At 66.0% G+C, this 25,623-nt stretch carries 21 protein-coding genes; 16 read left to right on the top strand and 5 right to left on the bottom strand.

Annotated features, from left to right (window positions below; genetic code table 11):
* From ACVWYS_RS14865 to ACVWYS_RS14855, 3 genes are all read right to left on the bottom strand, one after another.
* Positions 1–345: a hypothetical protein gene (locus ACVWYS_RS14865; RefSeq protein WP_456507376.1), complete on the bottom strand. Its 345-nt coding sequence runs from the start codon at positions 343–345 to the stop codon at positions 1–3.
* 188 nt (positions 346–533) lie between these two features.
* On the bottom strand, positions 534–968 hold the full coding sequence (locus tag ACVWYS_RS14860; protein ID WP_116768481.1) for a very short patch repair endonuclease: 435 nt from the start codon (positions 966–968) through the stop codon (positions 534–536).
* A gap of 135 nt (positions 969–1,103) precedes the next feature.
* Positions 1,104–1,538 (bottom strand): pyridoxamine 5'-phosphate oxidase family protein, encoded by a 435-nt coding sequence (locus ACVWYS_RS14855; RefSeq protein WP_116768482.1) that lies wholly within the window; start codon positions 1,536–1,538, stop codon positions 1,104–1,106.
* 191 nt (positions 1,539–1,729) lie between these two features.
* On the opposite strand from ACVWYS_RS14855, the gene ACVWYS_RS14850 reads away from it, so the two are divergent.
* Together ACVWYS_RS14850 and ACVWYS_RS14845 are read left to right on the top strand one after the other, a co-directional pair.
* Complete coding sequence (locus tag ACVWYS_RS14850; protein WP_456507375.1) at positions 1,730–2,386, top strand: DUF6318 family protein; 657 nt, start codon at positions 1,730–1,732, stop codon at positions 2,384–2,386.
* 468 nt (positions 2,387–2,854) lie between these two features.
* On the top strand, positions 2,855–3,301 hold the full coding sequence (locus ACVWYS_RS14845; RefSeq protein WP_456507374.1) for a PKD domain-containing protein: 447 nt from the start codon (positions 2,855–2,857) through the stop codon (positions 3,299–3,301).
* Between the two features lie 20 nt (positions 3,302–3,321).
* Here ACVWYS_RS14845 and ACVWYS_RS14840 read toward each other — a convergent pair whose 3' ends face one another.
* Positions 3,322–4,659: a helix-turn-helix domain-containing protein gene (locus ACVWYS_RS14840; RefSeq protein ID WP_344363723.1), complete on the bottom strand. Its 1,338-nt coding sequence runs from the start codon at positions 4,657–4,659 to the stop codon at positions 3,322–3,324.
* A 216-nt stretch (positions 4,660–4,875) separates the two neighbouring features.
* Between ACVWYS_RS14840 and ACVWYS_RS14835 the strand changes: the two genes are divergently transcribed.
* The 12 genes from ACVWYS_RS14835 (at position 4,876) to ACVWYS_RS14780 (ending at position 18,356) form a co-directional block, all read left to right on the top strand.
* Complete coding sequence (locus ACVWYS_RS14835) at positions 4,876–6,666, top strand: NAD(P)-binding domain-containing protein (RefSeq protein ID WP_456507373.1); 1,791 nt, start codon at positions 4,876–4,878, stop codon at positions 6,664–6,666.
* A gap of 143 nt (positions 6,667–6,809) precedes the next feature.
* Entirely contained in the window at positions 6,810–7,865 is a 1,056-nt protein-coding gene (locus ACVWYS_RS14830; protein ID WP_116768486.1) for a 2,3-butanediol dehydrogenase, read from the top strand.
* Positions 7,866–7,947: 82 nt separating this feature from the next.
* Positions 7,948–9,018, top strand: coding sequence for an alkene reductase (locus ACVWYS_RS14825; protein ID WP_456507372.1), 1,071 nt, complete (start codon positions 7,948–7,950; stop codon positions 9,016–9,018).
* Positions 9,019–9,770: 752 nt separating this feature from the next.
* Positions 9,771–10,481: a GntR family transcriptional regulator gene (locus ACVWYS_RS14820; RefSeq protein ID WP_456507371.1), complete on the top strand. Its 711-nt coding sequence runs from the start codon at positions 9,771–9,773 to the stop codon at positions 10,479–10,481.
* Positions 10,482–10,627: 146 nt separating this feature from the next.
* Positions 10,628–11,632, top strand: a complete 1,005-nt coding sequence (locus ACVWYS_RS14815; RefSeq protein WP_456507370.1) for a sugar phosphate isomerase/epimerase family protein — start codon at positions 10,628–10,630, stop codon at positions 11,630–11,632.
* A gap of 98 nt (positions 11,633–11,730) precedes the next feature.
* Positions 11,731–13,497: a dihydroxyacetone kinase subunit DhaL gene (dhaL, locus tag ACVWYS_RS14810; protein ID WP_456507369.1), complete on the top strand. Its 1,767-nt coding sequence runs from the start codon at positions 11,731–11,733 to the stop codon at positions 13,495–13,497.
* On the top strand, positions 13,494–13,976 hold the full coding sequence (locus ACVWYS_RS14805; RefSeq protein WP_116768491.1) for a ribose-5-phosphate isomerase: 483 nt from the start codon (positions 13,494–13,496) through the stop codon (positions 13,974–13,976). Before dhaL ends, ACVWYS_RS14805 begins: the two co-directional genes overlap by 4 nt.
* Positions 13,977–13,978: 2 nt before the next feature.
* A complete protein-coding gene (locus ACVWYS_RS14800; RefSeq protein WP_456507368.1) occupies positions 13,979–15,001 on the top strand; it encodes a 3-hydroxyacyl-CoA dehydrogenase family protein in 1,023 nt (340 codons plus the stop codon).
* A 37-nt stretch (positions 15,002–15,038) separates the two neighbouring features.
* Positions 15,039–15,806 carry an SDR family NAD(P)-dependent oxidoreductase gene (locus ACVWYS_RS14795; RefSeq protein ID WP_456507367.1) on the top strand — a complete coding sequence of 256 codons (768 nt, stop codon included), beginning with the start codon at positions 15,039–15,041 and terminating at the stop codon, positions 15,804–15,806.
* A 12-nt stretch (positions 15,807–15,818) separates the two neighbouring features.
* Positions 15,819–15,947, top strand: coding sequence for a hypothetical protein (locus ACVWYS_RS14790; RefSeq protein WP_456507366.1), 129 nt, complete (start codon positions 15,819–15,821; stop codon positions 15,945–15,947).
* A 140-nt stretch (positions 15,948–16,087) separates the two neighbouring features.
* Entirely contained in the window at positions 16,088–17,437 is a 1,350-nt protein-coding gene (locus tag ACVWYS_RS14785) for an MFS transporter (protein WP_456507365.1), read from the top strand.
* A 61-nt stretch (positions 17,438–17,498) separates the two neighbouring features.
* Entirely contained in the window at positions 17,499–18,356 is an 858-nt protein-coding gene (locus ACVWYS_RS14780; protein WP_456507364.1) for a triose-phosphate isomerase family protein, read from the top strand.
* A gap of 245 nt (positions 18,357–18,601) precedes the next feature.
* Here ACVWYS_RS14780 and ACVWYS_RS14775 read toward each other — a convergent pair whose 3' ends face one another.
* On the bottom strand, positions 18,602–22,228 hold the full coding sequence (locus tag ACVWYS_RS14775; protein ID WP_456510002.1) for a TM0106 family RecB-like putative nuclease: 3,627 nt from the start codon (positions 22,226–22,228) through the stop codon (positions 18,602–18,604).
* A 218-nt stretch (positions 22,229–22,446) separates the two neighbouring features.
* On the opposite strand from ACVWYS_RS14775, the gene ACVWYS_RS14770 reads away from it, so the two are divergent.
* Positions 22,447–23,052 carry an SOUL family heme-binding protein gene (locus ACVWYS_RS14770; RefSeq protein ID WP_456507362.1) on the top strand — a complete coding sequence of 202 codons (606 nt, stop codon included), beginning with the start codon at positions 22,447–22,449 and terminating at the stop codon, positions 23,050–23,052.
* Positions 23,053–23,076: 24 nt separating this feature from the next.
* Positions 23,077–25,572, top strand: coding sequence for a Tex family protein (locus ACVWYS_RS14765; RefSeq protein WP_456507361.1), 2,496 nt, complete (start codon positions 23,077–23,079; stop codon positions 25,570–25,572).
* The last annotated feature ends 51 nt before the right edge of the window (positions 25,573–25,623 follow it).

Raw genomic sequence — 25,623 nt, 5'->3', positions numbered from 1 at the left:
TTAGGCGGATTCGTCCTGCCGGACGCCCACGGTCAGCAGGTGGTCCAGAAGCGCTTTTTCCGGCTGGCCCGGGTTGTTGGCGACATGCCACAGCAGTTTGTCCTGCGCTTCAGCATCATCCGGGTTGGTCGATGCGAGAACCTCATTAATGATTGAGGTCGACTGCCGACGCAAGGGTTCAAGATCCGGGTCCGCTCCGCGGAACCGGCGGGGCCGGACGGCGCGGTGTGTGGAGTGGCTGAGGGGACGGAACTGCAGGACTGTGGGACTGTAATCTGAGGGACTGGAATCTGCCGGCGTAGCAGCCGTGTCGGGCTCGTCGTTGGACATCAGCAAGTGCGGCATGCGCTCTCCCGTGTTTGCAGTACGTAGTGGTACTGACCGAATAGTGCCTAAGGTCCCCGAATTCGAATAGTAGCGGAGACCACCTGCCTGAACCGGAAGCCGGGCCACGCGACACGCAGGACTTCTCATGGTTTTTGCTGATTCGAGGTGGAGGCCGATGCCGGCTTAGGCCGGACGTCGATGCCGGTTCATGCCGGCGGCGTGCGCTGCAGGAAAGCCTCGAGGCGGTCCTCCAGCGCCGATGGGTCCTTGAGCTCGCATTCCCAGACGGTGAGAACCTCCCAGCCATCGCGTTCGAGCTGGAGCCGTTGCTCGGCGTCGCGGTTCCGGGTCCGCGTGCGCTTTGTTTCCCAGAATTCCGCATTGGCTTGGGGCGCGTGCTGCCCCGCCCGGCAATCGTGGAAATGCCAGAAGCAGCCGTTGACGAAGATGACTTTATGCCGGCCGGCGAAGACGAGGTCCGGGTTGCCCGGGAGTTTGCCGCCGGCTGCGCTGCCGTGCAGCCGGTACCGGTAGCCCTTTGCGTGCAGCAGCTTGCGGACCAGCATTTCGGGCTTCGTATTCTTGCCCCGGATGCGGGACATGTTCCAGCTGCGCCGCTCGGGGGTCAGCTTGTCCGCCATCATTCAAGTCTAGGCGGCCGCCCCGGGCAGGTCCCCGGGAAGGTCCTCGGCCTCAGCGCGCGGACGGTGACCGACGGGCAACGAGACCCCGGCGATGCCGGACGCCGAACGGCGGCCGGGAGACGACGTCGGGCCTTAGATCTCCCGTTCAGGGTGTTCGCCGAACTGGAAGTGTCGGCCACTGACAGACGCTGGCGTAATTTCTACGTAGAAGTCCTTCAATGTTGGAACCCAGGGTTTCAGTCCGAGGGCCTCGGCTTCGGCGATATCGGCCGATTGGTCAAGAACGCGCGCAGTGCCTCGCAGGACCACAGACCACGCTTCCTCGGACAAAATGCCGTCCGTTTCGAAAAGCACCTTCGAATTGATGGTGAGCTCGGCCAATTTGTTTCCCGGGGCGGTGCGGAGGAACAATTTCCGGCCGCTGACCGCGTAGTTCACAGGGAAGATGTCGGGGTCTCCGGCCACGGTGACCACGAGCCTGCCGTGTTTTGTGCCCTCGATCAGTTTCCAGCTTTGCTCGTCGTCCAGCTTGAGGATGGGATTGCCGTCTTCGTGTTCGAACATCATGGGTTCATTGTTCTGAAACGAGCCGACGATTGCTAGGGGCTAAAGGACTGACGGCCCGCCGTCCGGCACGGCGAAAGCCTCGTCAATCAGGTGCCTGTGGATAACTTTGTTGCCCAAAATGTGACGTCGGTTACCCTTAAGCAATTGCTTGGCTTCGCGCGTCTTGATTTCTATCGGGGGAGTAGCTGACCATGACATCTCGCAGTTCGTTATCCGGTCCCTGGCGCGCCTGCACGGTTGCCGTGGTGTCGCTCTCCCTGATGTCGGTCTCCGCTTGTACCGGAGGTGGAGCGCCACCTCCCGGATCCTCACCTTCCGAGTCCCAAAGCTCGGCCGCATCGACCACTCCGAGCGCCACTCCGACGCCCACGGCCGCTTACAAACCCGCCGACGCCTCGGGTAGGGCTCAGAACGTCCCTGTTCCGGTACTGCCCGAGGCAGCGAAAGCGGAAACTAAGGAAGGGCTTGAGGCGTTTGCCCGGTACTGGTACGCGCTCTTGAATTATTCATACGAGACCGGTGATTTATCCGGCATCAACTCCATCTCCGGCCCTTCATGTGCCCTCTGTGGAAAAGTCTTTCCTGGGATCCAGAAATGGAATGCAGAGGGAAGATGGATAGTCGGCGCTACCGTCACCGTCCATGCGGTCCAGTCAAGATTCGTCAAAACGCCGAATGGAGATTTCCAAGTTGCCATCCAGTCTCAACAAGCGGCGGGATCGTTGAAGAATGCAGACGGAACTGAAGCGCAGGTAGTTTCCGAGTCCGCCATGTTGGGGGACTTGATGGTTGCCAGATATGAGGGGGGACGTTGGGCCGTCCAGAACGTTGATCGGCTCGGGGGCTGAGCCATGTCCGCCGGAGCTGCATTGCGGTCGATTGTGACAACTTTCCTAGTAGCGGCAGGTCTTCTGGTGGCTCCGATGTCTGCGGTGGCCAACGACTCGGACGTCTCCTGGAACAAGTCCGGACTTGGTGTGTGGCGCTACGACTCAGGCGTTGGAGTATGGGTGGATGCGCCAGGTGCTCTATCGGAAGACCCGAACACTTATCGATTTGAATACCTCTGTCTTGACCCCACAAAGAATAATTTCGACATTGCTTGCCTGGCAGGTGCAGTGCGGTGTGACCAAGGGACTGACGGGCGCCCCGTAAGGTGGTATTCATCGCTGAAAGTTTTCATTCCCCCGATATGGTCAACGATTCGTCCCGATCGGTGCGTCTATTCAGAGAATCCTGACGATGTACTCGGCAGAATCTCGGCGCAGATCCAGACTAAATTTCAGCAGCTGCCAGTCAGTCCAGGAAATGCCGTCATGCAGCCGAGTCCACACACACTCCGAGGCGCCGAGACAAATTTTTACGCGGAAGCTGTCGAGCAAACCTTTGGCGTCGACATGCTGGGCCAGAGGGTCTCCATTGTGGCGAAACCCGTCGAATACACCTGGAACTACGGCGACGGCACGTCGCTGGGTCCGCAAACGGCGCCCGGCGGACCGCTTCCGCAGTACCGGTGGGGCGAGAAGACCCTGACGAGCCACGTCTACGCCCAGACCGGCGACTTCCCGGTGGTGCTGACAACGCATTTCCAAGGCACCTACTCCGTAAATGGAGGACCGGCGCTGCCGATTCCCGGCCAAGGACAATTCAGCTCGCCCCCGCAGACCATCAGCGTCTGGCGGTCGATCACCAGGAATTACGCGGACACGTGCCTGCAGAACCCCCAAGGCCAAGGCTGCCCCGGCGTCGCGCCGCCTCCCTGAGGCGGCACCACAGCCCGTGGCTAGGCTCGCAACTCCCGGTCTACCCGGTCCATCCGGGCGCTCACCAGCTGGCAGCGGGGATCACCCGGTCCGAGCAATGCGGCCGCGGCCGCCGCCGTTGCCGTGTCGGAGGATCCCATATCGCTTGTGCACCATTGCAGCATCAGCCCAGCATCGCCGCTGGACCGTACGGAGGCCCCCACTGCCAGGTTGAGCTCGTCGCGCATAAACCCGACCGCCAAATTGGTCGAACGGGTGAGCAGTTTCGCCGGGTAAGCCGCAAAGGCTTCGGCCACACGCCCCTCCCGCAGATGGCCGGCCACGACCGAGGCATCCGTCACGACGGTGACGGTTGGCGAGAATCGGTAGGGGTTCGCTTCCACGACATCGCCCAGGATGCTGCGGATCCGGTGCATCTCGGTCCGGATCGCCGCCCCGGTTCCCGCGTCGCCATGGATCTCGTACGCCAGTTCGTCGGCACTCCAGCCCTGGTCGCGCGAGGCCAACAGAGCCAGGATCTCGGCACGGCGCAACGTCAGCGGGCGTCTGGTGCCGCCGTCGAGCGCCGCCGATGGTGAGTCTCCCAGCAGCCGCAGCAGCAGCTGTTCCCGGGCGCCGCCGTCGCGCAGTGTCCGCTCGTCACGTAGTGCCGGCTGCCCCGGACGCCGGACGCCGCCGCCGGGAGCCGGAACCGATTTCAGCAGTTCCTCCGCAAGCCGCACCCCACACCGGACCAGCCGCAGGCTGTCCGGCGTGACCGATTCGAACGGACCGGAGACGTCCAGGACGCCGACGATTTCGCCCGTCAAAGGATCGCGAATGGGGGATGCGGTGCACGCCCACTCATGATGGGTCCGCACAAGGTGCTCGGCCGAGAAGAGCTGCGCCGGGGCGCCGGTCACCAACGCCTCGCTGATGGCGTTGGTGCCGACGCCGGACTCGGACCAGTCGGCGCCCTCGACGAACTCCAGGGAGTCCGCGAGCCGCAACGCCTGCTTACTGCCAACGCGCCACAGGACTTCGCCCTCGTGGTCAGTCACGATCAGCAAATGGCGGCCGGTCACGGTCTCATCGGCCAGCAACTGCGACAGCGCGGGCATGACAGCGGCCAGCCGGTGGCCGGCACTTAGGGAGCGCGCCTCCGAGACCTCATGCCGGTGGGGCGGCCGGTGCTGGTCCGGATTGATGCCCAATGCCAGAGACCGCTGCCAGGACTTGATGAGCGACGGCGGCAGGTGCGGATCCGGATTGCCGGAAATAGTGGCCTCGTGAGCCGCCCGGAGCGTCCGGGCGTACTCCGCCGGCGCCGAAAACCTGAGGTCTGAGGGGTGCGTGATGGAGCCATTGCCCTGCCGCATGCTCATTCTCCCAACTCGCCCTCGAATCGTCGCACCCGGCCGGTTCCCCGCCGCTTCGCCGCCGCCGTCGGCTGCTGTGAGCGCCGGACAACGGCTTGAGAGCTCCGTGTAACCCGATTGTAACCCCCTGCGACTTTTACTTGTGATGCGGGTCACTGTGTGGTCTAGGGGTCACGCAACGGGAGCGACCCACTGTCAGCAATAGAAAGAGGAATCATGCCTGAGACACCAAACGGCGTCGTCGGGGCGTGGTTGGCGCAGTTCGAAGAGGCACTGCGCAGCCACAACACGGACGCCGCACTGGAGCTTTTCGACGACGATTCGTACTGGCGCGACTTCGTCTCCTTCACCTGGAACCTCAAGACCCTCGAGGGTAAAGAGGACATTCGTCGCATGCTGGAGGCGACCCTTGACGACGTGCAGCCCAGCAACTGGGCCCTCGCCGAGGACGCCACCGGGGACGCTGCGAACGCCGAGGCCTGGGTCAATTTCGAGACCGGCCAGGCCCGCGGCTACGCCCATCTGCGTCTCCGCAACGGCAAATGCTGGACCCTGCTCACCACCATGCAGGAGCTCAAGGGCTTTGAGGAAAAGAAGGGGCCGAACCGGGAGAAGGGAGTGGCCCATCAGATCACGAAGGGCCGCAAGTCCTGGTTGGAACTGAAGGAAGAGCAAGAAGCGCGGCTCGGCTACGAAGACCAGCCCTACACCGTGATTATCGGCGGCGGCCAGGGAGGGATCGGGCTGGGTGCGAGGCTGCGCAGGCTCGGCGTGCCCACCATCATCATCGAAAAGAATGAGCGCGCGGGTGACTCGTGGCGCAACCGCTACAAGTCCCTGCACCTGCACGACCCTGTCTGGTACGACCACCTGCCCTACATGAAGTTCCCCGACGACTGGCCGGTTTTCGCGGCGAAGGACAAGATCGGCGACTGGCTCGAGAACTACACCCGGATCATGGAGCTGAATTACTGGTCCAAGACCGAGTGCACCAACGCCCGCTTCGATGAAGCGTCCCAGGAGTGGGTGGTGGAGGTGGTGCGCGACGGCGAACCGGTCACCCTGCGCCCCAAGCAGCTCGTCTTCGCCCTGGGCGTCTCGGGGTACCCCAGCGTTCCCGTGTTCGACGGCGCCGAGTCCTTCCTAGGGGAGCAATACCACTCGTCCAAGCACCCGGGCGGCGGAGACTGGACCGGGAAGAAAGCCGTGGTTATCGGTTCCAACAATTCCGCGCACGATATCTGCGCGGACCTCTGGGAGCACGGCGCGGACGTCACCATGGTCCAGCGGTCTTCCACGCACATCGCCCGCAGCGAATCCCTCATGGACCTGGCGCTCGGCGGCCTGTACTCCGAACAGGCGCTCGCCAACGGCGTCACCACGGAGAAGGCCGATCTCCTGTTTGCCTCGTTGCCGTACCGGATCCTGCCCGAAGCCCAGATCCCGGTGTATGCGGAGATGGCCGAGCGCGACGCCGAGTTCTATTCCGAGCTGGAGGCTGCCGGCTTTGACCTGGACTTCGGTGTTGACGGCTCCGGATTGTTCCTGAAGTACCTCAGGCGCGGCTCCGGCTACTACATCGACGTCGGTGCCTCCCAGCTGATCATCGACGGCCGGGTCAAGCTCGCCAACGGCGAGATCGGCAAGATCACCGGGAATTCGGTCGTGATGGCCAACGGCACGGAACTGGAGGCGGACGTCATCATTTACGCCACCGGCTATGGGTCCATGAACGGCTGGCTGGCCGATCTGGTCTCGCCCGAGGTGGCCGACGCCGTCGGCAAGTGCTGGGGGTATGGATCGGAGACGCCGAAAGACCCGGGGCCGTGGGAGGGCGAACTACGCAACATGTGGAAGCCCACGAACGTGGAGAACCTGTGGATCCACGGCGGCAATCTGCACCAGAGCCGACACTACTCCAACTACCTGGCGCTGCAGCTCAAGGCAAGGATGGAAGGACTGCCGACGCCGGTCTTCGAGCTTCAGCCCACACACCACGCGCGCTGAATTGAACTGATTCGAACGGCCCGTGACAATCACAGGCACGGCAACCAGACTGGGGTTAAGGCTCCGTTGTGAGAAACCAATGACATTCCGTGGATGCGCCTTACCGGGCGCATCCACGGCCTGGAATGCAAAGGCGATACACCATGAAAGCAGCACGATTTCACGCCCGTAAGGATCTCCGGATCGAAGATATCGCTGAGCCTGAGCTGCGTCCGGGGGCGGTGAAGATCGCGGTCGCCTGGTGCGGCATCTGCGGCACAGACCTCCACGAATTCCTGGAAGGGCCCATCTTCACCCCGCCTCCCGGCAACCCCCACGTACTTTCCCACGAGGCCGCGCCGGTCACCCTGGGGCACGAGTTTTCCGGCACGGTCGAGGAACTCGGGGAAGGGGTCAGTGGCCTGGCGGTCGGAGACAGCGTCGTCGTGGAGCCGTACTTCGTCTGCAATGAATGCGGCCCGTGCCTCAGCGGACACTACAACTTGTGCACGAAGCTGGGATTCATCGGTTTGGCGGGCGGCGGTGGCGGCTTGAGCGAGAAGGTGGTCGTCGACGCCCGGTGGGTGCACGCCGTCGGAGACATCCCTCTGGATGAGGCCGCTCTCATCGAACCCCTCGCGGTGGCGTATCACGCCGTCGGCCGCAGCGGGCTCAAGGCCGGGGACGTCGCCGTCGTCGGAGGAGCCGGACCCATCGGCCTGCTCACCGCCGCGGTCCTCAAAGGCATCGGCATCACTACGATCGTCACCGAGTTGTCGACCGCCCGCAAGGACAAGGCGGCCTCGTCCGGGGTTGCCGATCACGTTCTCGACCCGAGCTCAGTTGACGTCAAGGCGCGCGTGCTGGAACTGACCGGCGGCGCAGGGGCCAACGCGGCGTTTGAATGTGCCGGCGTGAATGCCGTGCTGGACACGATGCTCGACGTCGTCAAGCCCGCGGGCGTCGTCGTCAACGTGTCGATCTGGGGGCATCCGGCCACGGTGGACATGCAGAAAGTCGTGCTGAAGGAAATCGATCTGCGCGGCACCATCGCCTACTGCGGTGATCATGCCGCCGCCATCAAGCTCGTCCAGGACGGAAAAGTCGACCTCAAACCCTTCATCACCGGAAGAATCGCCTTGGATGATCTGGTGGACCAGGGGTTCGACACGCTGATCAACCACAACGACACCGCGGTGAAAATCATCGTCCACCCGTAGTGATTCGAGTCTCATCAGGAATAGTTGCAGACGCCTCGCAGTTGCCGCCAGTGAACCCATTTCACTGTGAAAGGAATTGCGCATGCTGTTTTCCCCGATGACCCTCGGCGAGCTGGAACTGCCCAACCGTCTCGTGATGGCGCCGCTGACCCGTCTTCGCTCGGGCCGGGAAGGAATCCCGGGGCCGCTGGTTGTGGAACACTACCGCCAGCGCGCCTCGCTCGGCCTGATCGTCAGCGAGGGCACCTACCCGAGCCACGCAGGCCAGGGCTTCCCGGGCCAGCCCGGCCTGGTCACCCCTGAGCAGCTCGAGGGCTGGTCCAACGTCACTGCGGCCGTCCACGCCGAGGGTGGCCGGATTTTCGCCCAGGTCATGCACGCCGGCCGGGTCACGCACCAGGACACCAACGGCGGTCATGAGGTTGTGGCGCCCAGCGCCATCGCGATCGACGGCGAAACCCGAACCTACGCGGGCAAGCAGCCGTTCCCCGTTCCGCGCGCCCTCACCACCGAGGAACTGCCGGGCATTGTCGACGAATTCGTCACGGCGTCGCGCAAGGCGGTCGAGGCAGGGTTCGACGGCGTGGAGCTGCACTCCGCCAACGGTTACCTGCTCCACGAATTCCTCGCTCCGTCCGCTAACCAGCGCGATGACATCTACGGCGGTTCACCCGAGAACCGCGCCCGCTTTGTCCTCCGAGTGGTCGAGGCCGTGGTTGCAGCCCTCGGCGCGGACCGGGTGGGCATCCGCATTTCGCCGGAACACAACGTCCAGAGCGCCCTCGAGCTGGATGCTGCCGATGTCCGGGAGACCTACGGCCGGCTGGTCGACGGGCTGGCTCCCCTGAAGCTCGCGTACCTCAGCGTCCTCCACAAGGAGCCTACGAGCGCACTCGTCCAGGACCTGCGTGCTCGCTTCGGCGGGACCTTCCTCGTGAACACCGGCTTTGGCGTCATCACGACGCGCGACGAGGCGGTGGCACTCGTGGCCGACGGTCACGCGGACGCCGTCGTCGTCGGACGCCCGGCCATCGCGAACCCGGACCTCGCCCGCCGCTGGCGCGAAGGCCTGCCCGTCAACGAGCCCGACCCCTCCACCTTCTACGCCGCCGGCGCCGAGGGCTACACGGACTACCCGGCCTACCAGAACTAGGCAGCCACGGGGCCACCGGCTGGACATTCCTGCGGGCTCGCATCGCGTGGCACTTGCCCGCGCCACGCCCGCGGCTGGACATGTCCCGCCGGAGCACCCTCTCGCGGCTGGACATGCCCCTCGCCGCACGTCTTGGCCGCTGGACACGCCCAGCGTCGGCCACCAGCAGTGGACAGAATGCCATTCTGTCCACTGCTGGCATTTAACAACGAGCATGTCCCTCATTGACCAGGTCTAAGGCTGGACATGTCCACCGCATCAGTACACCTTGGGCTTACGTCGCGCCTTGAAGCACACCCGCTGCGCACTTTGTGCACTGCGACGGACCCCCGGCTGGACATGTCCCGCCGCGTCCCTCGCGGCTGCGCATCTCCCTCGCGGCACATCATGGCCAGTGGACATGCTCAGTTTCGGCCACGAGCAGCGGACAGAATGCCATTCTGTCCGCTGCTGGCATTTAACAATGAGCATGTCCCTCGTTGAGCGGTCCTGCGGATGGACATGCTCCGCGATGACACGTGCGGCCGGACATGTCCCGCTCCACGTCCCTGGGGCACTGGACATGTCCACTGTTACAACGCGCCACAGGACATGTGCCTTGGCTGGTCGCGTGGCTGGGCATGTCCCGTGGTCCCTTGCCGCTGGTGCAGCCCCCGGGGAGGGACATGTCCACTCGTGAGCGGTGCGAATGAGCATGTCCCGGAGGGAGCCTCCCCACGCACGCTTCCACCCCAGTCCTATAGGATCTGAACATGCAACTAGCTTCCACCGGCAGCGCCTCTGAGGGGCGTCCCGCGGGCCGCCCCGTCAGCCGGCAGGTTCTGGCGGACCACGTCTATGAAGAACTTCTGGCGTCGCTGATGGATGGCCGGCTGGAACCCGGTGCCGCGGTGAGCATCGACGGGACCGCCCGGGAGCTCGATGTTTCACCCACGCCCGTGCGGGAGGCGCTGGCCAGGCTGGAGCACACCGGCATGGTGCGGCGGGTCGCGCTCAAGGGTTACCGGGTTGCTCCGGTGTTCACCCAGGAAGACTTCGCCGAGCTCATGGAGGCCCGGCTTGCGATCGAGCCGGTCAACGCCCGCCTGGCGTGCGTCCGGCTGACGCCGAATCACCTCAAGGAACTGGAACAGGCGGTGGCGGACCTCAAGGACGCGCCGCGCGGGCCGTCCTTTGCCGAATTCCGCGGCTACCTCGAAGCCGACGAGCGGTTCCACCGGCTCATCGCCGAGCAGACCGGCAACCAGTTCATGGTGGCCGCCTATGCCGCCCTCGGCGGACAGATCCAGCGCTTCCGCCTGTTCGGGGGAGTAGGCATCACCGACGCCGACCACGCGATCGCCGAACACCAGGCCGTCCTGGATGCGTTGGCCTCGGGAGACCCGCAGAAGGCTGAGGCCGCCATGGCGGAGCACGTGCACAAGGTGCGCGGCCGGGCCATTGCGGACGCGCCGGCAGACTGACCACCCAGCATTCCCGGAGATCCCTTCACGCGAACGATGAATGCCTATAGGATCTTCGATTGTTGCCAATGACCCCGATGTGACCTTGACAACACCCTTTCGATAGTAAATCCTATAGGAAACAGGATTCCACGAAGGAGTGACCCATGGCTTACACCGCCGAAAACTGGCCCATCACCGCGGCGCTGCTGCAGTTCCCCGGCACCGACGCCCAGGGCACCCCCATCAACGACGCCCCGGCATCCGCCTGGGCCGACGTCCTGCAGGAAGTCAAGGACGCCGGCTTTGCCAACGCGGACCTCACGGACAGCTGGGTCCGCCCCGGCGACCTCAGCGCCGCCCGGCTTGCCGAGTTCAAGCAGACCGCGGACAACGTCGGCATCGGCATCCCCGTCATCTCGGCCATCCGCCGCAGCGTCATCGAGGCCGGCAACTGGGAAGCCAACCTGGCGTACAGCCACCGCACCATCGACGCCGCCGCCGAGCTGGGCTGCGAGGTCGTCTCGTTCGGACTGCATCAGGCCATCACCGCCGAGCAGCAGAAACAGCTCTGGTTCTGGACCGTCGAAGGCTACAAAGACCCGGTGGGGGACAAAGAAGCCTGGAACAACGCCGTCACCCGGCTCCGGGAACTGGGCCGGCACGCGGCCGACGTCGGCGTCCTGCTCTCGCTCGAAATGTACGAGGACACTTATCTCGGTACCGCGGATTCGTCCGTCCAGCTGGTCCAGGACATCGGACTGGCCAACGTCGGCCTCAACCCGGACCTTGGCAACCTCATCCGGCTCCACCGACCGATCGAGGACTGGCGCGAAATGGTCGCCAAGACCCTCCCGTACTCCAACTACTGGCACATGAAGAACTACATCCGCGACGAGGACGTCGCCCGGAACACTTACGTCGCGATGCCGGCCCCGATGGAAAGCGGCCTCATCAACTACCGCGAGGCATTCAAGGTGGCGCTCTCGGTCGGCTTCCAAGGAATCCTCTGCACCGAGCACTACGGCGGCGACGGCCTCAGCGTCACGGCCAGCAACCAGGACTACCTCCGCCGCCAGGTCCTGCCGAAGACCGACGGCTACGCCCTCGGCCAGAGTCAGGTGGCCCAGGGACGGCAGCAGCCCGCGACGGCGGAACTCGCCAGCGTCTGACCCGGCGCCCGGTGCGGCCGTCTAGCCAATTGGGGGCGGCTGCACCACCCCGTTTCACCCCAGATCCACTTCTCCAACACGGATTCAATGAGGAAACCATGACCCAGATCTTCGACAACCCCGCTGACTTTGCGGATGAGGCACTGGACGGCTTCGTGGCAGCCAATCGCGGCTACGTGGCCCGTGTCGACGGCGGCGTCGTCCGCTCCACCGAGGTCCCGGCCGGGCAGGTTGCCCTAGTGGTCGGCGGCGGCTCCGGGCACTACCCGGCTTTCGCAGGCCTCGTCGGGCCCGGACTGGCCACCGCCTCGGCCTGTGGCAACATGTTCGCCTCGCCCGCGGCCGGCCAGGTCTACCGGGTAGCCAAGGTGGCCAACGCCGGTGGCGGCGTGCTGCTGAGCTACGGCAACTACGCCGGTGACGTCCTGCACTTCGGCCAGGCCCAGCTGCGGCTCAATGCCGAAGGCATCGAGACCCGCACCGTCCTGGTCACCGACGATATCGCCAGTGCCCCGCTGGACCAGATCGAGAAGCGCCGCGGCATCGCCGGGGACCTGACAGTCTTCAAGATCGCCGGCGCCGCCGCGGAGGCGGGACTGAACCTGGACGACGTCGAGCGTCTGGCCATCCGCACCAACTACCGCACCCGCTCCCTCGGCGTGGCCTTCGACGGCTGCACCCTGCCCGGGGCGGAGGCGCCGCTGTTCTCTGTCCCTCCGGGGCACATGTCCCTCGGCCTGGGCATCCACGGCGAACCCGGCATCTCCGATCACCCCATGCCCACCGCCTCTGAACTGGCCGGCCTCCTCGTCAGCAAGCTCCTGGCCGACAAGCCGGACGACGCCGGCACCCGCGTGGTCCCAATCGTCAACGGACTCGGCACCGTCAAGTACGACGAACTCTTCCTGCTCTACGGCAAGATCGAGAAACTCCTCACCGCCGCCGGGCTCAACGTGGTGGAACCCGAATGCGGCGAACTCGTCACGAGCCTGGACATGTCCGGTCTCTCCCTGACCCTGCTGTGGCTGGACGAGGAACTCGAGCAGTACTGGGCCGCCCCGGCCGACACTCCGGCGTTCCGCAAGGGCAACCTGGCGTCCCGGGCCCGCCGCGAACTCGCCGGGCCGGAAGCCGAGGAGGCCGCCGACGTCGAACGCCCCACCCCGGCGGCGGCAGCACTCGGGCGGCTGGCCGCAGAGCTCCTCGGGCAGGTGCGCGACGTCGTCGTCGAGCATGAAGAAGAACTGGGCCGGCTGGACGCCATCGCCGGCGACGGCGACCACGGGATCGGTATGCGCCGCGGCGTCGATGCGGCCGTCGCGGCGGCCCGGCAGGCGGCCGCGAACGACGGCGGTGCGTCAGTTGCGCGGATCCTGACCGCTGCGGGGGAGGCGTGGAGCGAACGCGCCGGGGGCACCTCCGGCGCCCTCTGGGGCTCCGCGGTCATCGCAGCCGGGCTGGCCCTGGGCAACCGGGACAGCTACAGCGGCGAGGACGCGGCGGCCGCGGTCACCGCCTTCACCGACGCCATCACCGCTCTCGGCAAGGCCGCGCCCGGGGACAAGACCATGGTGGACGCCCTGCTGCCGTTCCAGGACGCCTTTTTCACGGCGTTCGACGCCGGCACCCCAGTGGCTGCCTCGCTCGCCGCAGCGGCGGCCTCCGCCACGGCCGCCGCAGACCGGACCGCCGAGCTGCGCCCGCTCAAAGGCCGGGCCCGCCCGCTCGCCGAAAAGAGCCTCGGCCACCCCGACCCCGGCGCGGTGTCCTTCGCCCTCATCGCGACGCGGATCTCTGCACACATTTCCCCTACTGGAACCTGGCTCGCCAACCCCGAGCGGGCGGAACAAGGAGCACAAGCATGAGCGCAGCAACAGGCTGGCGCGTCGTCATCGGCAACGATGAGGCCGGCGTCGAATACAAGATCGCGCTGAAGGCGCTGCTCGAAGCGGATCCTCGGGTGGCTTCCGTCCAGGACGTGGGAGTCGGCGCCAACGACGCCACGGCCTACCCACACGTGGCCGTCGACGCGGCCCGGAAAGTCGCCGACGGCGACGCCGACCGGGCGCTGCTGATCTGCGGCACCGGCCTCGGCGTGGCGATCGCGGCCAACAAGGTTCCCGGCATCCGGGCCGTCACCGCCCACGACGCCTACTCCGTGGAGCGCTCGGTCCTGAGCAACAACGCCCAGGTCCTCACCCTCGGCCAGCGCGTCATCGGCCTGGAACTCGCCAAGAAGCTCGTGAGTGAATGGCTGGGCCACCACTTCGACGAAAACTCCTCCTCCGCCGCCAAGGTGGACGCCATCTGCTCTTACGAGCCCGACTACACGAAGGCAGTCTGACCATGACCGAATCAACAACCAACGCCCCGGCTCCTGAAACGAGCACAGCACCGGACACCGCAGGCGCCATCAACGCCGCCCGCAAGATCGCCGTCGTCGGCTCCGGCTACATGGGCGGCGGGATCGCGCAGGTGCTGGCCCTCGGCGGCGCGCGCGTCGCGCTGGCTGACGTGTCCGCCGAAGTGGCGCAGAAGAACTACGAGCGGTTGCTGACGGAATCGGACGAATTCGTTGCCGCCGGGCTGTTCCCGCAAGGCTCCACGGAGCTCCTGAAGGAAAACCTGTGGCCCGCCAAGGACATTGAGGAAGCCGTGGCCGACGCCGACTTCATCGAAGAAGCCGTCCCCGAGGTCATCGCGATCAAGCACCAGACCCTGGCCCGCATCAGCGCCGCCGCCCGCCCGGACGCCATCATCGGATCCAACACCTCCACGATCTCCATCGCGGACCTGTCCGAGCCCGTCAGCCACCCGGAGCGGTTCCTGGGCGTGCACTTCTCGAACCCGTCACCGTTCATCCCCGGCGTCGAAATCATCCCTCACGCCGGCACCTCGGCGGCCACGGTCGGCGCCGTCCGCGACCTCGTGCACGCCGCCGGGAAGCAGACCGCCGTCGTCAAGGACGTGACCGGGTTCGTGCTCAACCGGCTCCAGTACGCGCTGTTCCACGAGGCGGCGCAGCTGGTGGAGCAGGAGATCGCGACGGCGGAAGACATCGACACCCTGGTCCGCACCACTTTCGGCTTCCGGCTGCCGTTCTTCGGACCGTTCGCCATCGCCGACATGGCCGGGCTGGACGTCTATAACTTCTGCTACAAGTCCCTTCAGACCGACTTCCCCGAACGCTTTGCGACGCCGCAGATCCTCACCGATCTGGTGGAGGCAGGCAAGCTGGGCACCAAGTCCGGCGCCGGATTCCTCAACGTGCCGGCCGAGCGCACACCGGAGCTGATCGCGTACCGGAACAAGGCGTACGTGGCCATGCAGCAGCTCCTGGAGGACCTTGGTCCCGCCCCGATCAACTGAACCCACTTCTTCTTTCGCACTCTTCAGGAGCAATCCCATGAGCATTTTCCCCGCCGAACGCACGGCAATCGTCACCGGCGCCGTGTCCGAGCGCGGCATCGGCCGCGCCACCGCCAGCTACCTCGCGGCGCAGGGCTGGAACGTCGGCATCATTGACCTCGACGACGCCCGCTGCAAGGCAACGGCGAAGGAACTGGCCGCGGAGCACGGCGTCAAGGCCTACGGCGCGGGCGCCAACGTCGGCGACGAGGCATCCGTCCGTGCCGCCATCGACGAGATCGAGGCCGAGCTGCCCCAGATTGTGGCCCTCGCCAACGTGGCCGGCGTCAGCTCGCCGGTCCCGTACCTGGAACTTGACGCCGCCGAATGGGACCGGGTGCTCGGCATCAACCTCAACGGTGTCCATTACGCCACCCGCCGCGTGGCTGAATCCATGGTCAAGAACGGAATCGGGCGGATCGTCAACATCTCCTCGGTCTCCGCCCAGCGCGGCGGCGGGACCTACTCCAAGACGCCCTACTCGGTGGCCAAAGCCGGCGTGATCGGCCTGACCCGGTCCACCGCACGGGAACTGGGCCCCTACGACATCACGGTCAACGCCATCTCCCCGGGCCCCATCGACACCGACATCATGGGCGGCACGCTCAGCGAAGAACGCAAAGACGAACTCACCAAAGACCTCGTGGTCAACCGCGTCGGTTCCACCCGGGACATCGCGGCCGCCATCGCCTTCCTCATCAGCGAGGACGCCGGCTACATCTCCGGCCAGACGCTGAATGTGGATGGCGGACTCTACATGCACTAAGGAAGTAGTCCCGTGGCACATCACAGCAAGACTGCCGCTCCCGCCGGATTCGCGAGCTGGAGCAAAGGACGGAAGATCTATCTCGCCATCGGGATCCTGGCCTGCCTGGCCGGAATCCTGATGATGGCCTTATCCCGTTAGCCGGCGCTTCGCCCGCTCGCTTCACCCATCTGCTTTGCACCTCTGCCTTACACCTCTGCGTCTCCACCCGTTCCATCTGCTCGTTCGACCTGTTCTACCTTCCTGATCTACTCAACTGATTCACTCAATGAGGAGTTTTGATGTCCGTAGCAACAACCTCCACCAGGGATCTCCTGGAGACACCGGTCCTGAAATCGGCCATCTCCAAGGCGTCCCGGCGGCTCATGCCGATGCTCGTCATCCTGTACGTGGTGGCGTTCCTGGACCGCACCAACGTGGGCTTTTCCGAGGCGGCCCTCGGAGTGGACAAGGGCATTAGCGCTGGCGCCTTCGCCTTGGGCGCCGGGATCTTCTTTATCGGCTACGCCTTGTTCGAAATTCCGAGCAACCTGCTCCTGACCAAGTTCGGGGCCAAGGTGTGGCTGGCCCGCATCGCCATCACCTGGGGCATCGTCTCCGCCTGTTTCGCGTTCGTGCAGGGCGAGACGTCCTTCATCATCCTGCGCTTCCTGCTGGGTGTGACCGAGGCCGGCCTGTTCCCGGGTGTCATCATGTTCCTGGCCGCGTGGTTCCCCAACAAAGTCCGGGTCAAGATGTTCGCGATCTTCTACCTCGCGCAGCCCTTTTCCCAGATGATGGGCGCACCGCTGTCCGGCTGGCTCATCAACATCGGCGACCAGGTCCCCGGCGTCCAGGGCTGGCAGGTCATGTTCTTCGTCGAAGGCATGCTGGCCGTCCTGGCCGGTGTCGCGGCGTACTTCTTCCTCATCAACAGCCCGCAGGACGCCAAGTTCCTGGAGAAGGACGAGAAGAAGGCGCTCCTGGACGTCATGGCCTTGGAGGACGGCGTCAAGGAAGAGACCGGCCCGCGCGGTGTGCTGGCTGCCATGAAGAACGGCAAGGTCTGGTACTTCACGGTCATCTACTTCTGCCTGCAGGTCGCCGTCTACGGCGTCACCTTCTACCTGCCGCAACAGGTGGCGCAACTGACCGGGCAAAAGGTGGGCCTCGCCGTCGGACTCATGGCGGCAATCCCGTGGTTCTTCGGCATCTTCGCCTGCTACTTCATTGGCAGGGCGGCTAACACCGTGGTCCGCCGCCGGGTCTGGGGCACCGGGCTCTTCATCTCCACCGGTCTATGCATCTTCGGCTCGGCTTGGGCCGGTGCCAACCACATTCCGGCCCTCGGCATCGTCTTCATCAGCCTGGCCGTCTGCAGCTTCCTGTCCATCGGTCCCATCGCGTGGTCCTACCCGACGGCGTTCCTGACCGGAACTGCGGCAGCCGCAGGCATTGGCCTGATCAACTCGCTGGGCAACCTGGGCGGCTTCGTCGCCCCGATCCTGCGGACGTCCGTCAACCAGATCACGGCATCCGACACCGGAACCATGGGTGTCTATGCCCTGGGCGTGCTGCCGTTCCTGGCCGCGGTCATGATGTTCGCAACCAAGAGGTTCCGGAACAAGGCCGACGAGCTGCTGGAGCAGTAACCGGCTTACACGTCGCAGCCCCCAACTTCGCAGTCCCTGGACCCAGCAGAAAGCACCCGCAATGCAGCAGACTTCCAGCCGCCAGACGTCCCGCCAGAGCATTCTGGTGGGCGTCAGCACCAAGATGTACCTGGGCTACCGGGACAGCCTGGCGTGGCTGGAGCAGTTGCGGAATGAAGTGGACGCCCGTCCGGCCCTCGCGGCCGGGCGGGTTGTCCCGTTTGTAATTCCGTCCTTCCCCGTCCTGCCCGCGGCAGCCCGGCTACTAGAGGGGTCGCCGCTGCTGCTCGGGGCGCAGAACTGTGGCTGGGCCGACGGCCCGTGGACCGGGGAAGTGGCTCCGTCCATGCTCGCGGAGCTGGGCGTCCGCCTCGTGGAAATCGGCCACGCCGAACGACGCCGGCACTTCGGCGAAGACGACGCCATGGTGGCCCTCAAGACTCGGGCAGCCGACGACGCCGGGCTTACGCCCTTGCTGTGCGTGGGGGAGACCGAGGCCGGGGAGTCGGCTGCCGCGGCGGACCATGTGTACCGCCAGATCGCATCGGCCGTCGACGGCGACTGGAACCGCGCCGGCCGTTTGGTGGTGGCCTACGAACCGGTCTGGGCCATCGGCGCGGCAGAGCCGGCGGCCGCGGCCTACGTGTCCGACGTCGTCCGCGGGCTCCGCGGGCGCCTGGCCACGGCCGGGGTGCCCGGGCTTCCGATCATCTACGGCGGTTCGGCCAAGCCCGGTCTGCTGCCCACGCTCGAGGGTGTCTCCGGCCTGTTCCTGGGCCGCTTCGCGCACAACCCCGCGAACTTCGGGTGCGTGCTCGACGAGGCACTGCTGCTCACGGGCGCCCGCGGGACATGTCCAGCCCTGACCGCGAGCGATGGACATGATGCCTTGATGTCCCTTGGTCACGACAAAGAATGAGCATGTTCCTTGGGGTCACGCGTGAACAATGAGCATGTCCCGTGTTGTAGCTGCCTGTGAATGAGCATGTCCCATGCTGTAACAGCCTGTGATTGGGCATGTTCTCCGACATGGCTAGCGAAGCGTGAGCATGTCCAGCCCTGACCGCGAGCGATGGACATGATGCCCTGATGTCCCTTGGCCAAGGCAAAGAATGAGCATGTCCCTCGAAATGACGAGTGAACAATGAGCATGTCCCCTTGGAGCTAGGCGCGGACTGACCTTTGGCACAGGCCGATGAACCGACCCAGCTGTTCCAGGCCCTCGGGATGTGTGGGGAGATAGTTGGTCAACTCCGGCGCGCGGACAATGACCGCACGCCACTGCCCGCGGGACACCGCCACGTTGATCCGGTTGGTCGAGAGCAGGAACTCCATTCCCCGGGGCGCCTCCGCCACTGCCGAACACGCCATGGACACGGTCACCACGGCGGCTTCCTGACCCTGGAACTTGTCCACGGTTCCCACCTTCACACGCAGCAGCCCGGCAGCATTGAGGGCCTCGCGGATCAGGTTGACCTGCGCGTTGTAGGCCGCCACCACGAGGACGTCGGTTTCCGCCAGCGGCCGGGTGCCATCCTCCGTGTGCCAACCGCGGCCCACATGCCGCTGCACCTGCCGGACCACTTCGTCAGCCTCCTCGCGCGAGGACGTGACGTTACCCTGGTGCTCGACCATCACCGTTTCGATACCCGCGGCAACACCGTCCAGGCGCCGGGCGTCGGCGGCCGGTGCCGAGACGAGCCGTCCCTCGTAGGAGAGTTCGGACACGGCCCGGCACAACGGCGACGTCATCCGCCACGAGTCCGCAAGGAAGTATCCGAGTTCGGGCGGCAGGGTGGCGTGACCGGCGGAGATCCAGCCGAGGGCCGAGGCGTCGACCGGCTCAGGGTGTGAACCCTGGCTGACCTGGGGAAGCTGCTGCGGGTCGCCGAGCAGCAGGAGCCGGCTGCTGGCCTGCGCCACGGCGAGGGTATTGGCCAGCGAGAACTGACCGGCCTCATCGATCACCAGCAGATCGAGCGAGCCGCGCGGCACGGTGGCCCCGGTCATCGTCCACGCGGTGCCTCCGATGAGGGCGCCGCCGGGGGACTCGAGCAGCCGTGCCACATCCTGGGCGGAACGCTGGCTCCAGGGCAGCGGATCCCGGTGCTTGACGTCTTTCGCGACCCGGGCGGGATCGACGCCGGCCTTTGTGACTGCGGTCCGCAACAGATTTTCGACCACCGCATGCGACTGGCCGACGACGCCAACCTTCCACCCGCGGGAGACGAGCCGGGCGATCACGTGCGATCCCACATGGGTCTTGCCCGTCCCCGGGGGCCCCTGGACCGCCACGTAGGAATGGTCCAAGGCCCCGACGGCCTCCGTGATGGCGTCAACGAAGCGTTCCGGGCCCTGTCCCGGCACCGGCAGGGGCGCCCCCGAGGCAAGCCGCGGAAGCACTCTGCGCACGAGGTCGAGGGCTGGATGCTTCCCGAACCGGCTGGCTCCGGACCGGGAAGCGCGCAAACCCGCCGCGACGTCGTCGGCCAGCGCCGCCAACGCCTCCTCCAGATTCTTGGTGGCGATGGGCTGGTCTTCGGTCAGCGCCATCGGCAGTTGGGCGTACGGCTCGATGTTCCTCTTCAGCTTGTCCCGGATGATGACCGTGTCCCGGCCGTCTTCCTCGCCAAGTTCCAGAACTTCCGTGCCGAACCAGCCGTTCCGGCCGGTCCCGTTGATGCCAGTGCCTGCGAGTCCCGCGGGGAGCGGGGGCTCGTACATGCGGAACCAGATGCTTCCTTCACGCAGATCCGAGCCGGCGGTCACGGTACCGATCAGCTTCACCCTGCGTTCGGGCAGCTTGGTCCCGTCCCTCCACCAGTCCTCGAGGGCCACAGCGTCCTCGACCAGGAACACGTTGCGGTCCTGCGGGTGGCGCGCGTCCGGTCCGTTCTCGCACCGGTCGAAGTGGGCCCACCAGAACGCCTTGCGTTCGCGACGGTGGTAGCTCACGGCCGCAGCGAGGATGGCGACCGCTTGTCGATCCGCGTCCGGCAGCCCCGAATCTGGCTCGAGGAACTCGGCCAGGGCAAGCTCAGCGGGTCCGAGGCCGGCATCTGCCTCGGCGTGATCGGCGGGGGCGCGAAGTTCGGCCGGGACCGCTTCCGCTCCGGTGCCCTGCCCGGTACCCGGTCCGATCCCGCGCTCCCGGGCCAAGCCCAAGAGCCAGTTCCGCAGCTCCAGCGTGGAGAGGCAGTCGTATTCGTTGTAGTCGGAGATCCCGGAGAGGATTCTGGCTGCCTCCTCGGGCTGATCGGAGTCGCGGGCCTCGCAGTACTGGGCGTAGGCAACAACCGAGGCTCCGGCGTCTTTCACGTCCCCCGAACGCAGGTTTGTCCCCATATACAGCGGCTCAAGCTTCTTGATGCTGTATGAGTTCTCGGAAATCCGGATGCTGTTCCGGACGGTCTGGTAGAGGTCCACCAAAAGCCCCTCACGCAGCCAGCGGTCGACGGTGTCCTCGCCGGCCACGTGCATCACGGAGAGCTTGCGGAGGGCCGTCTTCTCATAGGCGGCATAGTGGTAGACGTGCATATCCGGGTACGTCTGCCGGCGTTGCTCCACATAGTCAAGGAAATCCAGGAACGCCTGCTTCTCGGCCTCCCGGCTGTGCGCCCAGAAGGGCCGGAAAACCCCGGGGACGCCGGGCTGCGTCGGTGCTTCGATGACGCCGAACAGGTACTCCAGCCCCCAGACCCCCGTGGCGCTTTCCTGCCAGAGAGGGTCGCCCTCAAAATCGAAAAAGATGTCGCCCTCGCAGGGCGACGGCAGTTCCGCCAGCGCGTTTTCCGGAAGCACCGCAAAGCGGATGATGTGCTCTTCGCCGTCCTTGACGTACCGGACTTCCCCGTCGTAGGCGCCAACGCCGCTTTGCATTCGGGCCTGGTCCTGCAGGCGACGCAGCGCGCTGTTCGCCCCGGGAAGGTGTGCCTCGGCGAGGTCCTTGACCGTAAAGATTTTCCGTTCGTGCAGTGCCTTGCGCTGCGCGGAGTTCATCCGCGCCACGAGGAGGAGATCATCGGTGGCCTTGACCATCTCCTGGCAGTAATCGCACCGGCCGCAGGCGGTCAGCCCGGGCGCACCCCATTGCGCGGTGTTGGGCTGTGCCATGTGCGTAGAAGTCAGGGTGAGGAAGCGCTCGCGCCTCTCTAGGAACACCGGCAGGATGTCCGGCAAGTTGTGGTGGCTGCGGAGGTAGTCGAAGCCGCCGCCCGGGAGCGGGACGGTGGCGCCGAGAACCAGGGTGACTGCCGGATCCGGTGCGATGCCGGCCTTCAGGAGCTGGTCCCCATAGGCGGCAAGTTGAAGCAGTGCCGTCACCTTTGCGTGGCGCGCCAGCTTGGTGTCGAACACGGCGTAGCTTCCGTCCGGCTGCCGCACCAGGAAGTCGGAGCGGCCATGGAACTGGCCGTCGAAGAAGGCTGCTTGGAAGACGACGTCGGCGCCCGCCCGCAGTGCCTCGATGGACTCGGCGTGCTTAGCCGCCAAGGTGGCGCGATCCATGCTGTCGGCAGGAGCGACGTCGTACACTCCGCGTCCGGTGGCCGGATCCCAGGCGCCGAACTCTTCGACGAAATCCGCGAGGACCCTGCGCTCGTGGACGTCGCCCAGCTTGGCGGCGTGTTCGAGCATCTCGTCGACGCCAAAGTCCGGTTTGGGGGAGCGGCCCAGCTTCTCGTCGAGCTTGCGGAGCAGTTGGTACTCGCAGCTGGCAGCCACCACAAGATCGCTCGCGGAGTAGACCAGATCCGGTGATGATCCCGGCACTTCAGGTTCAAGGAAAAACACTGTGCCCCCGTTGTTGCTGGAATGAGCCGGGTCCGGCCTTCTGTTGTTCAAGGTATCAAAGCCCTCTGACAATCACGCCGGAACCAAAAACCACGAAGCCGGAACCAAAAACCACGAAGCCGGAACCAAAAACCACGAAGCCGGAACCAAAAACCACGAACCAGGGGAGCAGTCCGGATCTGGTTCCTGTCGCCGGTTCGGCGTAGGGTCTGAGAACTATGACTGAACAGCAACCCTATGAGCTGGTCCGGCGATACGCGCACTTCGAGTTGCGCCGCTATCCCGCGCATGTTGTGGCCGAAATACAGGTCAACGCAACCTTTGACCGGGCCGGGAATGCCGCCTTCCGGCACCTGTTCAACTACATCACCGGCAGCAATACGGCCCAACAGAAGCTGGCGATGACGGCACCGGTGATCCAGGAGCTCGGTCCTTCGCAGAAGCTGGCGATGACCGCCCCGGTGCTGCAGAGTGGTCCGCTGCCGGGAAGCAAAGATCCTGCTGATTTTGTTGTGGCCTTTGTGCTCCCCGCCGGGTTGACGGCGGAGACCGCCCCGGTCCCGGCGAACCCCGACGTCAAGGTGCGGGCCATTCCCGGGTCCCTGGCAGCTGCTCTTCGGTTCACGGGCAGCGGGTCGGAAGCCGCCTTTGAACGGCACAACACTGGCCTCCAGGCAGCACTGGTGGTCGCCGGGCTGACGGCCGTGGGCCCGCCACGGTTTGCCCGCTTTGATCCGCCCTTCAAACCGTGGCTCCTGCGCCACAACGAGGTTGTTCAGGACGTGCAGGAGCCTGTTACTCCGCTGGCCGAATCAGGCCGCTGACCCGCGTAAGGCAAAATGGACAGGGTGACCCAACTCCCGCAGCGCCCCGCCTCACCCGCCTCCAGCCCGTCGCCCAGGGCCGCGTCCACGCAGACCCAGGAATCGGGCATCGCCGCCCAGATCGCGGCCGAGCTCGGCGTGCAGGCCTGGCAGGTCAAGGCCGCCGTGGATCTGCTCGACGCCGGTTCCACCGTGCCCTTCATCGCCCGGTACCGCAAGGAAGCCACCGGGACGCTGGATGACACCCAGCTGCGCGATCTGGAGGAGCGGCTGCGCTACCTCCGCGAACTTGAGGACCGGCGTCGGACCATCCTCGAAGCGATCGCCGCGCAGGGGGCGCTGACCCCGGAACTGCAGGCCGCCGTCGTCGGGGCCGACACGAAGTCGCGCCTCGAGGACATCTACCTCCCGTTCAAGACCAAGCGGCGCACGAAGGCGCAGATCGCCCGCGAAGCCGGGCTGGAGCCGCTCGCCGACGTGCTGCTGAAGCGCCCGGAGCTGGACCCGGAGCGCGAAGCCGCCAAGTACCTCAACGCCGAACATTCGATCGGGGACGCCGCCGCAGCGCTGGCCGGTGCCCGATCCATCCTGGTCGAGCGTGTGGCCCAGGATGCGGACCTGGCAGAGACGCTGCGCGAACGGCTCTGGACGCAGGGCCGGATGGTGTCCCGGGTCAAGAAGGGCAAGGAGGCCGAGGGCCAGAAATTCAAGGACTACTTCGAGTTCTCCCAGCAGCCGTCCGGGATGCCCTCGCACCGCGTTCTCGCACTGTTGCGCGGCGAAAAAGACGGCGTGCTGGAGCTCGACCTCGCCGAGGCCGCACCGGACGACGACGCCGCCCTCACCGCGGCGCGCGGCCGTTACGAAGCCGCCGTGGCCAGGTTCCTCGGGGTCGCCGACCGCGGCCGGCCCGCCGACGCCTGGCTGTTGCAGACGGCCCAGCTCGCGTGGCGTTCGCGGGTCCTGGCCCGGCTGACCGCCGACCTGCGCAGCCGGATGTTTGCCGCCGCTGAGGACGAAGCCGTGCGCGTGTTCGCGGCCAACCTGCGCGATGTACTGCTCGCCGCACCTGCCGGGAACCGCGCCACCCTGGGGCTGGACCCGGGACTGCGGACCGGCGTGAAGGTCGCAGTGGTCGACGGCACCGGCAAAGTGGTTGCGACGGACACGATCTACCCGCACGCCCCGGCCCGGAAATGGGACGAGGCGCTGCGGACCCTCGTAGGCCTGGCGAAGAAGCACGGCGTCGAGCTCGTGGCGATCGGCAACGGCACCGCGTCGCGGGAGACGGACAAACTCGCCGGCGAACTGATCAAGCAGCTCGGCACCGGATCAGAAACCAAACCCCAGAAGATCGTGGTGTCCGAGGCCGGAGCATCGGTCTATTCTGCATCGGCGCTCGCTGCCGCCGAGCTGCCAGGCATGGACGTGTCCCTGCGGGGTGCCGTCTCGATCGCCCGGAGGCTGCAGGACCCGCTCGCGGAGCTCGTGAAGATCGAGCCGAAGTCGATCGGCGTCGGGCAGTACCAGCACGACGTCACGGCCGCGAAGCTGGACCGCAGCTTGGACGCCGTCGTCGAGGACTGCGTGAACGCGGTCGGCGTGGACGTCAACACGGCCTCGCCGGCGCTGCTGAGCCGGGTGGCCGGCGTCGGGCCCCTGCTGAGCGAGAACATCGTCGCCTACCGGAACGAACACGGCCCGTTCGCGAAGCGCAGCGAGCTGAAGAAGGTCCCACGGCTCGGCGCCAAGGCATTCGAACAGTGCGCCGGCTTCCTGCGGATCACCGGGGGAGCTGAGCCGCTGGATGCCTCCAGTGTGCACCCGGAGGCGTACCCCGTCGCCCGGAAGATCAAGGCGGCAGCGAAGGCCGGCCCGGCCTCCGCGCTGAACCCGCAGGACTTCGTCGACGGATCCTTCGGCCTGCCCACGGTGCAGGACATCATCGCCGAGCTCGAGAAGCCCGGCCGGGACCCCCGTCCGGCCTTCGCGGCAGCGGCGTTCTCGGAAGGGATCGAGAAGATCTCAGACCTCAGGCCTGGCATGGTGCTGGAGGGTACGGTGACCAACGTGGCGGCATTCGGCGCATTCGTGGACGTCGGCGTGCACCAGGACGGGCTGGTGCACGTGTCTGCGCTGGCCAACCGGTTCGTCTCCGACCCGCGCGAAGTGGTGAAGTCCGGGCAGGTGGTCCGGGTCAAAGTGCTGGAAGCCGATCCGGAGCGGAAACGCATCTCCCTCACGCTAAGGCTCGACGACGAACCGGCAGCTTCCGGCGGCAGCTCACCTTCGTCCCGGGGCCGGGCAGGCAACAGCCCCGGCACGCCTAAGCCTGACACGTCGCGGCCAGCTCAGCCGTGGGCCGGTCAGCCCCGGAGTGGACAGCAGCAGGCAGGCCAGCAGCAGGGCCGGCCGCAACAGTCCCAGCCGCAACGGTCGGCCTCCCAGCCGAGGTCCACGCCGTCGCCCGTCAACACCGCGATGGCGGAGGCGCTCCGAAAAGCCGGCCTCGGCAAGTAGGCCTCGGCAAGTAGGCCTCGGCAAGTAGCCGCCCCCCGGACGCTATTGCCA

The organism is Arthrobacter sp. TE12231 (assembly GCF_054062895.1).
Note: the sequence above shows the minus strand (reverse complement) of the source record. Positions and strands in the feature narration are given on the sequence as shown.

What these genes read in the sequence shown, in the direction of transcription:
- ACVWYS_RS14770 (WP_456507362.1), top strand. Translation starts at nt 22,447, where the DNA reads ATGACTGAACAGCAACCCTATGAGCTGGTCCGGCGATACGCGCACTTC.
- ACVWYS_RS14835 (WP_456507373.1), top strand. Translation starts at nt 4,876, where the DNA reads ATGCCTGAGACACCAAACGGCGTCGTCGGGGCGTGGTTGGCGCAGTTC.
- ACVWYS_RS14820 (WP_456507371.1), top strand. Translation starts at nt 9,771, where the DNA reads ATGCAACTAGCTTCCACCGGCAGCGCCTCTGAGGGGCGTCCCGCGGGC.
- ACVWYS_RS14865 (WP_456507376.1), bottom strand. Translation starts at nt 345, where the DNA reads ATGCCGCACTTGCTGATGTCCAACGACGAGCCCGACACGGCTGCTACG.
- ACVWYS_RS14855 (WP_116768482.1), bottom strand. Translation starts at nt 1,538, where the DNA reads ATGATGTTCGAACACGAAGACGGCAATCCCATCCTCAAGCTGGACGAC.
- ACVWYS_RS14800 (WP_456507368.1), top strand. Translation starts at nt 13,979, where the DNA reads ATGACCGAATCAACAACCAACGCCCCGGCTCCTGAAACGAGCACAGCA.
- ACVWYS_RS14845 (WP_456507374.1), top strand. Translation starts at nt 2,855, where the DNA reads ATGCAGCCGAGTCCACACACACTCCGAGGCGCCGAGACAAATTTTTAC.
- ACVWYS_RS14780 (WP_456507364.1), top strand. Translation starts at nt 17,499, where the DNA reads ATGCAGCAGACTTCCAGCCGCCAGACGTCCCGCCAGAGCATTCTGGTG.
- ACVWYS_RS14805 (WP_116768491.1), top strand. Translation starts at nt 13,494, where the DNA reads ATGAGCGCAGCAACAGGCTGGCGCGTCGTCATCGGCAACGATGAGGCC.
- ACVWYS_RS14785 (WP_456507365.1), top strand. Translation starts at nt 16,088, where the DNA reads ATGTCCGTAGCAACAACCTCCACCAGGGATCTCCTGGAGACACCGGTC.
- ACVWYS_RS14825 (WP_456507372.1), top strand. Translation starts at nt 7,948, where the DNA reads ATGCTGTTTTCCCCGATGACCCTCGGCGAGCTGGAACTGCCCAACCGT.
- ACVWYS_RS14850 (WP_456507375.1), top strand. Translation starts at nt 1,730, where the DNA reads ATGACATCTCGCAGTTCGTTATCCGGTCCCTGGCGCGCCTGCACGGTT.
- ACVWYS_RS14840 (WP_344363723.1), bottom strand. Translation starts at nt 4,659, where the DNA reads ATGCGGCAGGGCAATGGCTCCATCACGCACCCCTCAGACCTCAGGTTT.
- dhaL (WP_456507369.1), top strand. Translation starts at nt 11,731, where the DNA reads ATGACCCAGATCTTCGACAACCCCGCTGACTTTGCGGATGAGGCACTG.
- ACVWYS_RS14860 (WP_116768481.1), bottom strand. Translation starts at nt 968, where the DNA reads ATGGCGGACAAGCTGACCCCCGAGCGGCGCAGCTGGAACATGTCCCGC.
- ACVWYS_RS14815 (WP_456507370.1), top strand. Translation starts at nt 10,628, where the DNA reads ATGGCTTACACCGCCGAAAACTGGCCCATCACCGCGGCGCTGCTGCAG.
- ACVWYS_RS14795 (WP_456507367.1), top strand. Translation starts at nt 15,039, where the DNA reads ATGAGCATTTTCCCCGCCGAACGCACGGCAATCGTCACCGGCGCCGTG.
- ACVWYS_RS14830 (WP_116768486.1), top strand. Translation starts at nt 6,810, where the DNA reads ATGAAAGCAGCACGATTTCACGCCCGTAAGGATCTCCGGATCGAAGAT.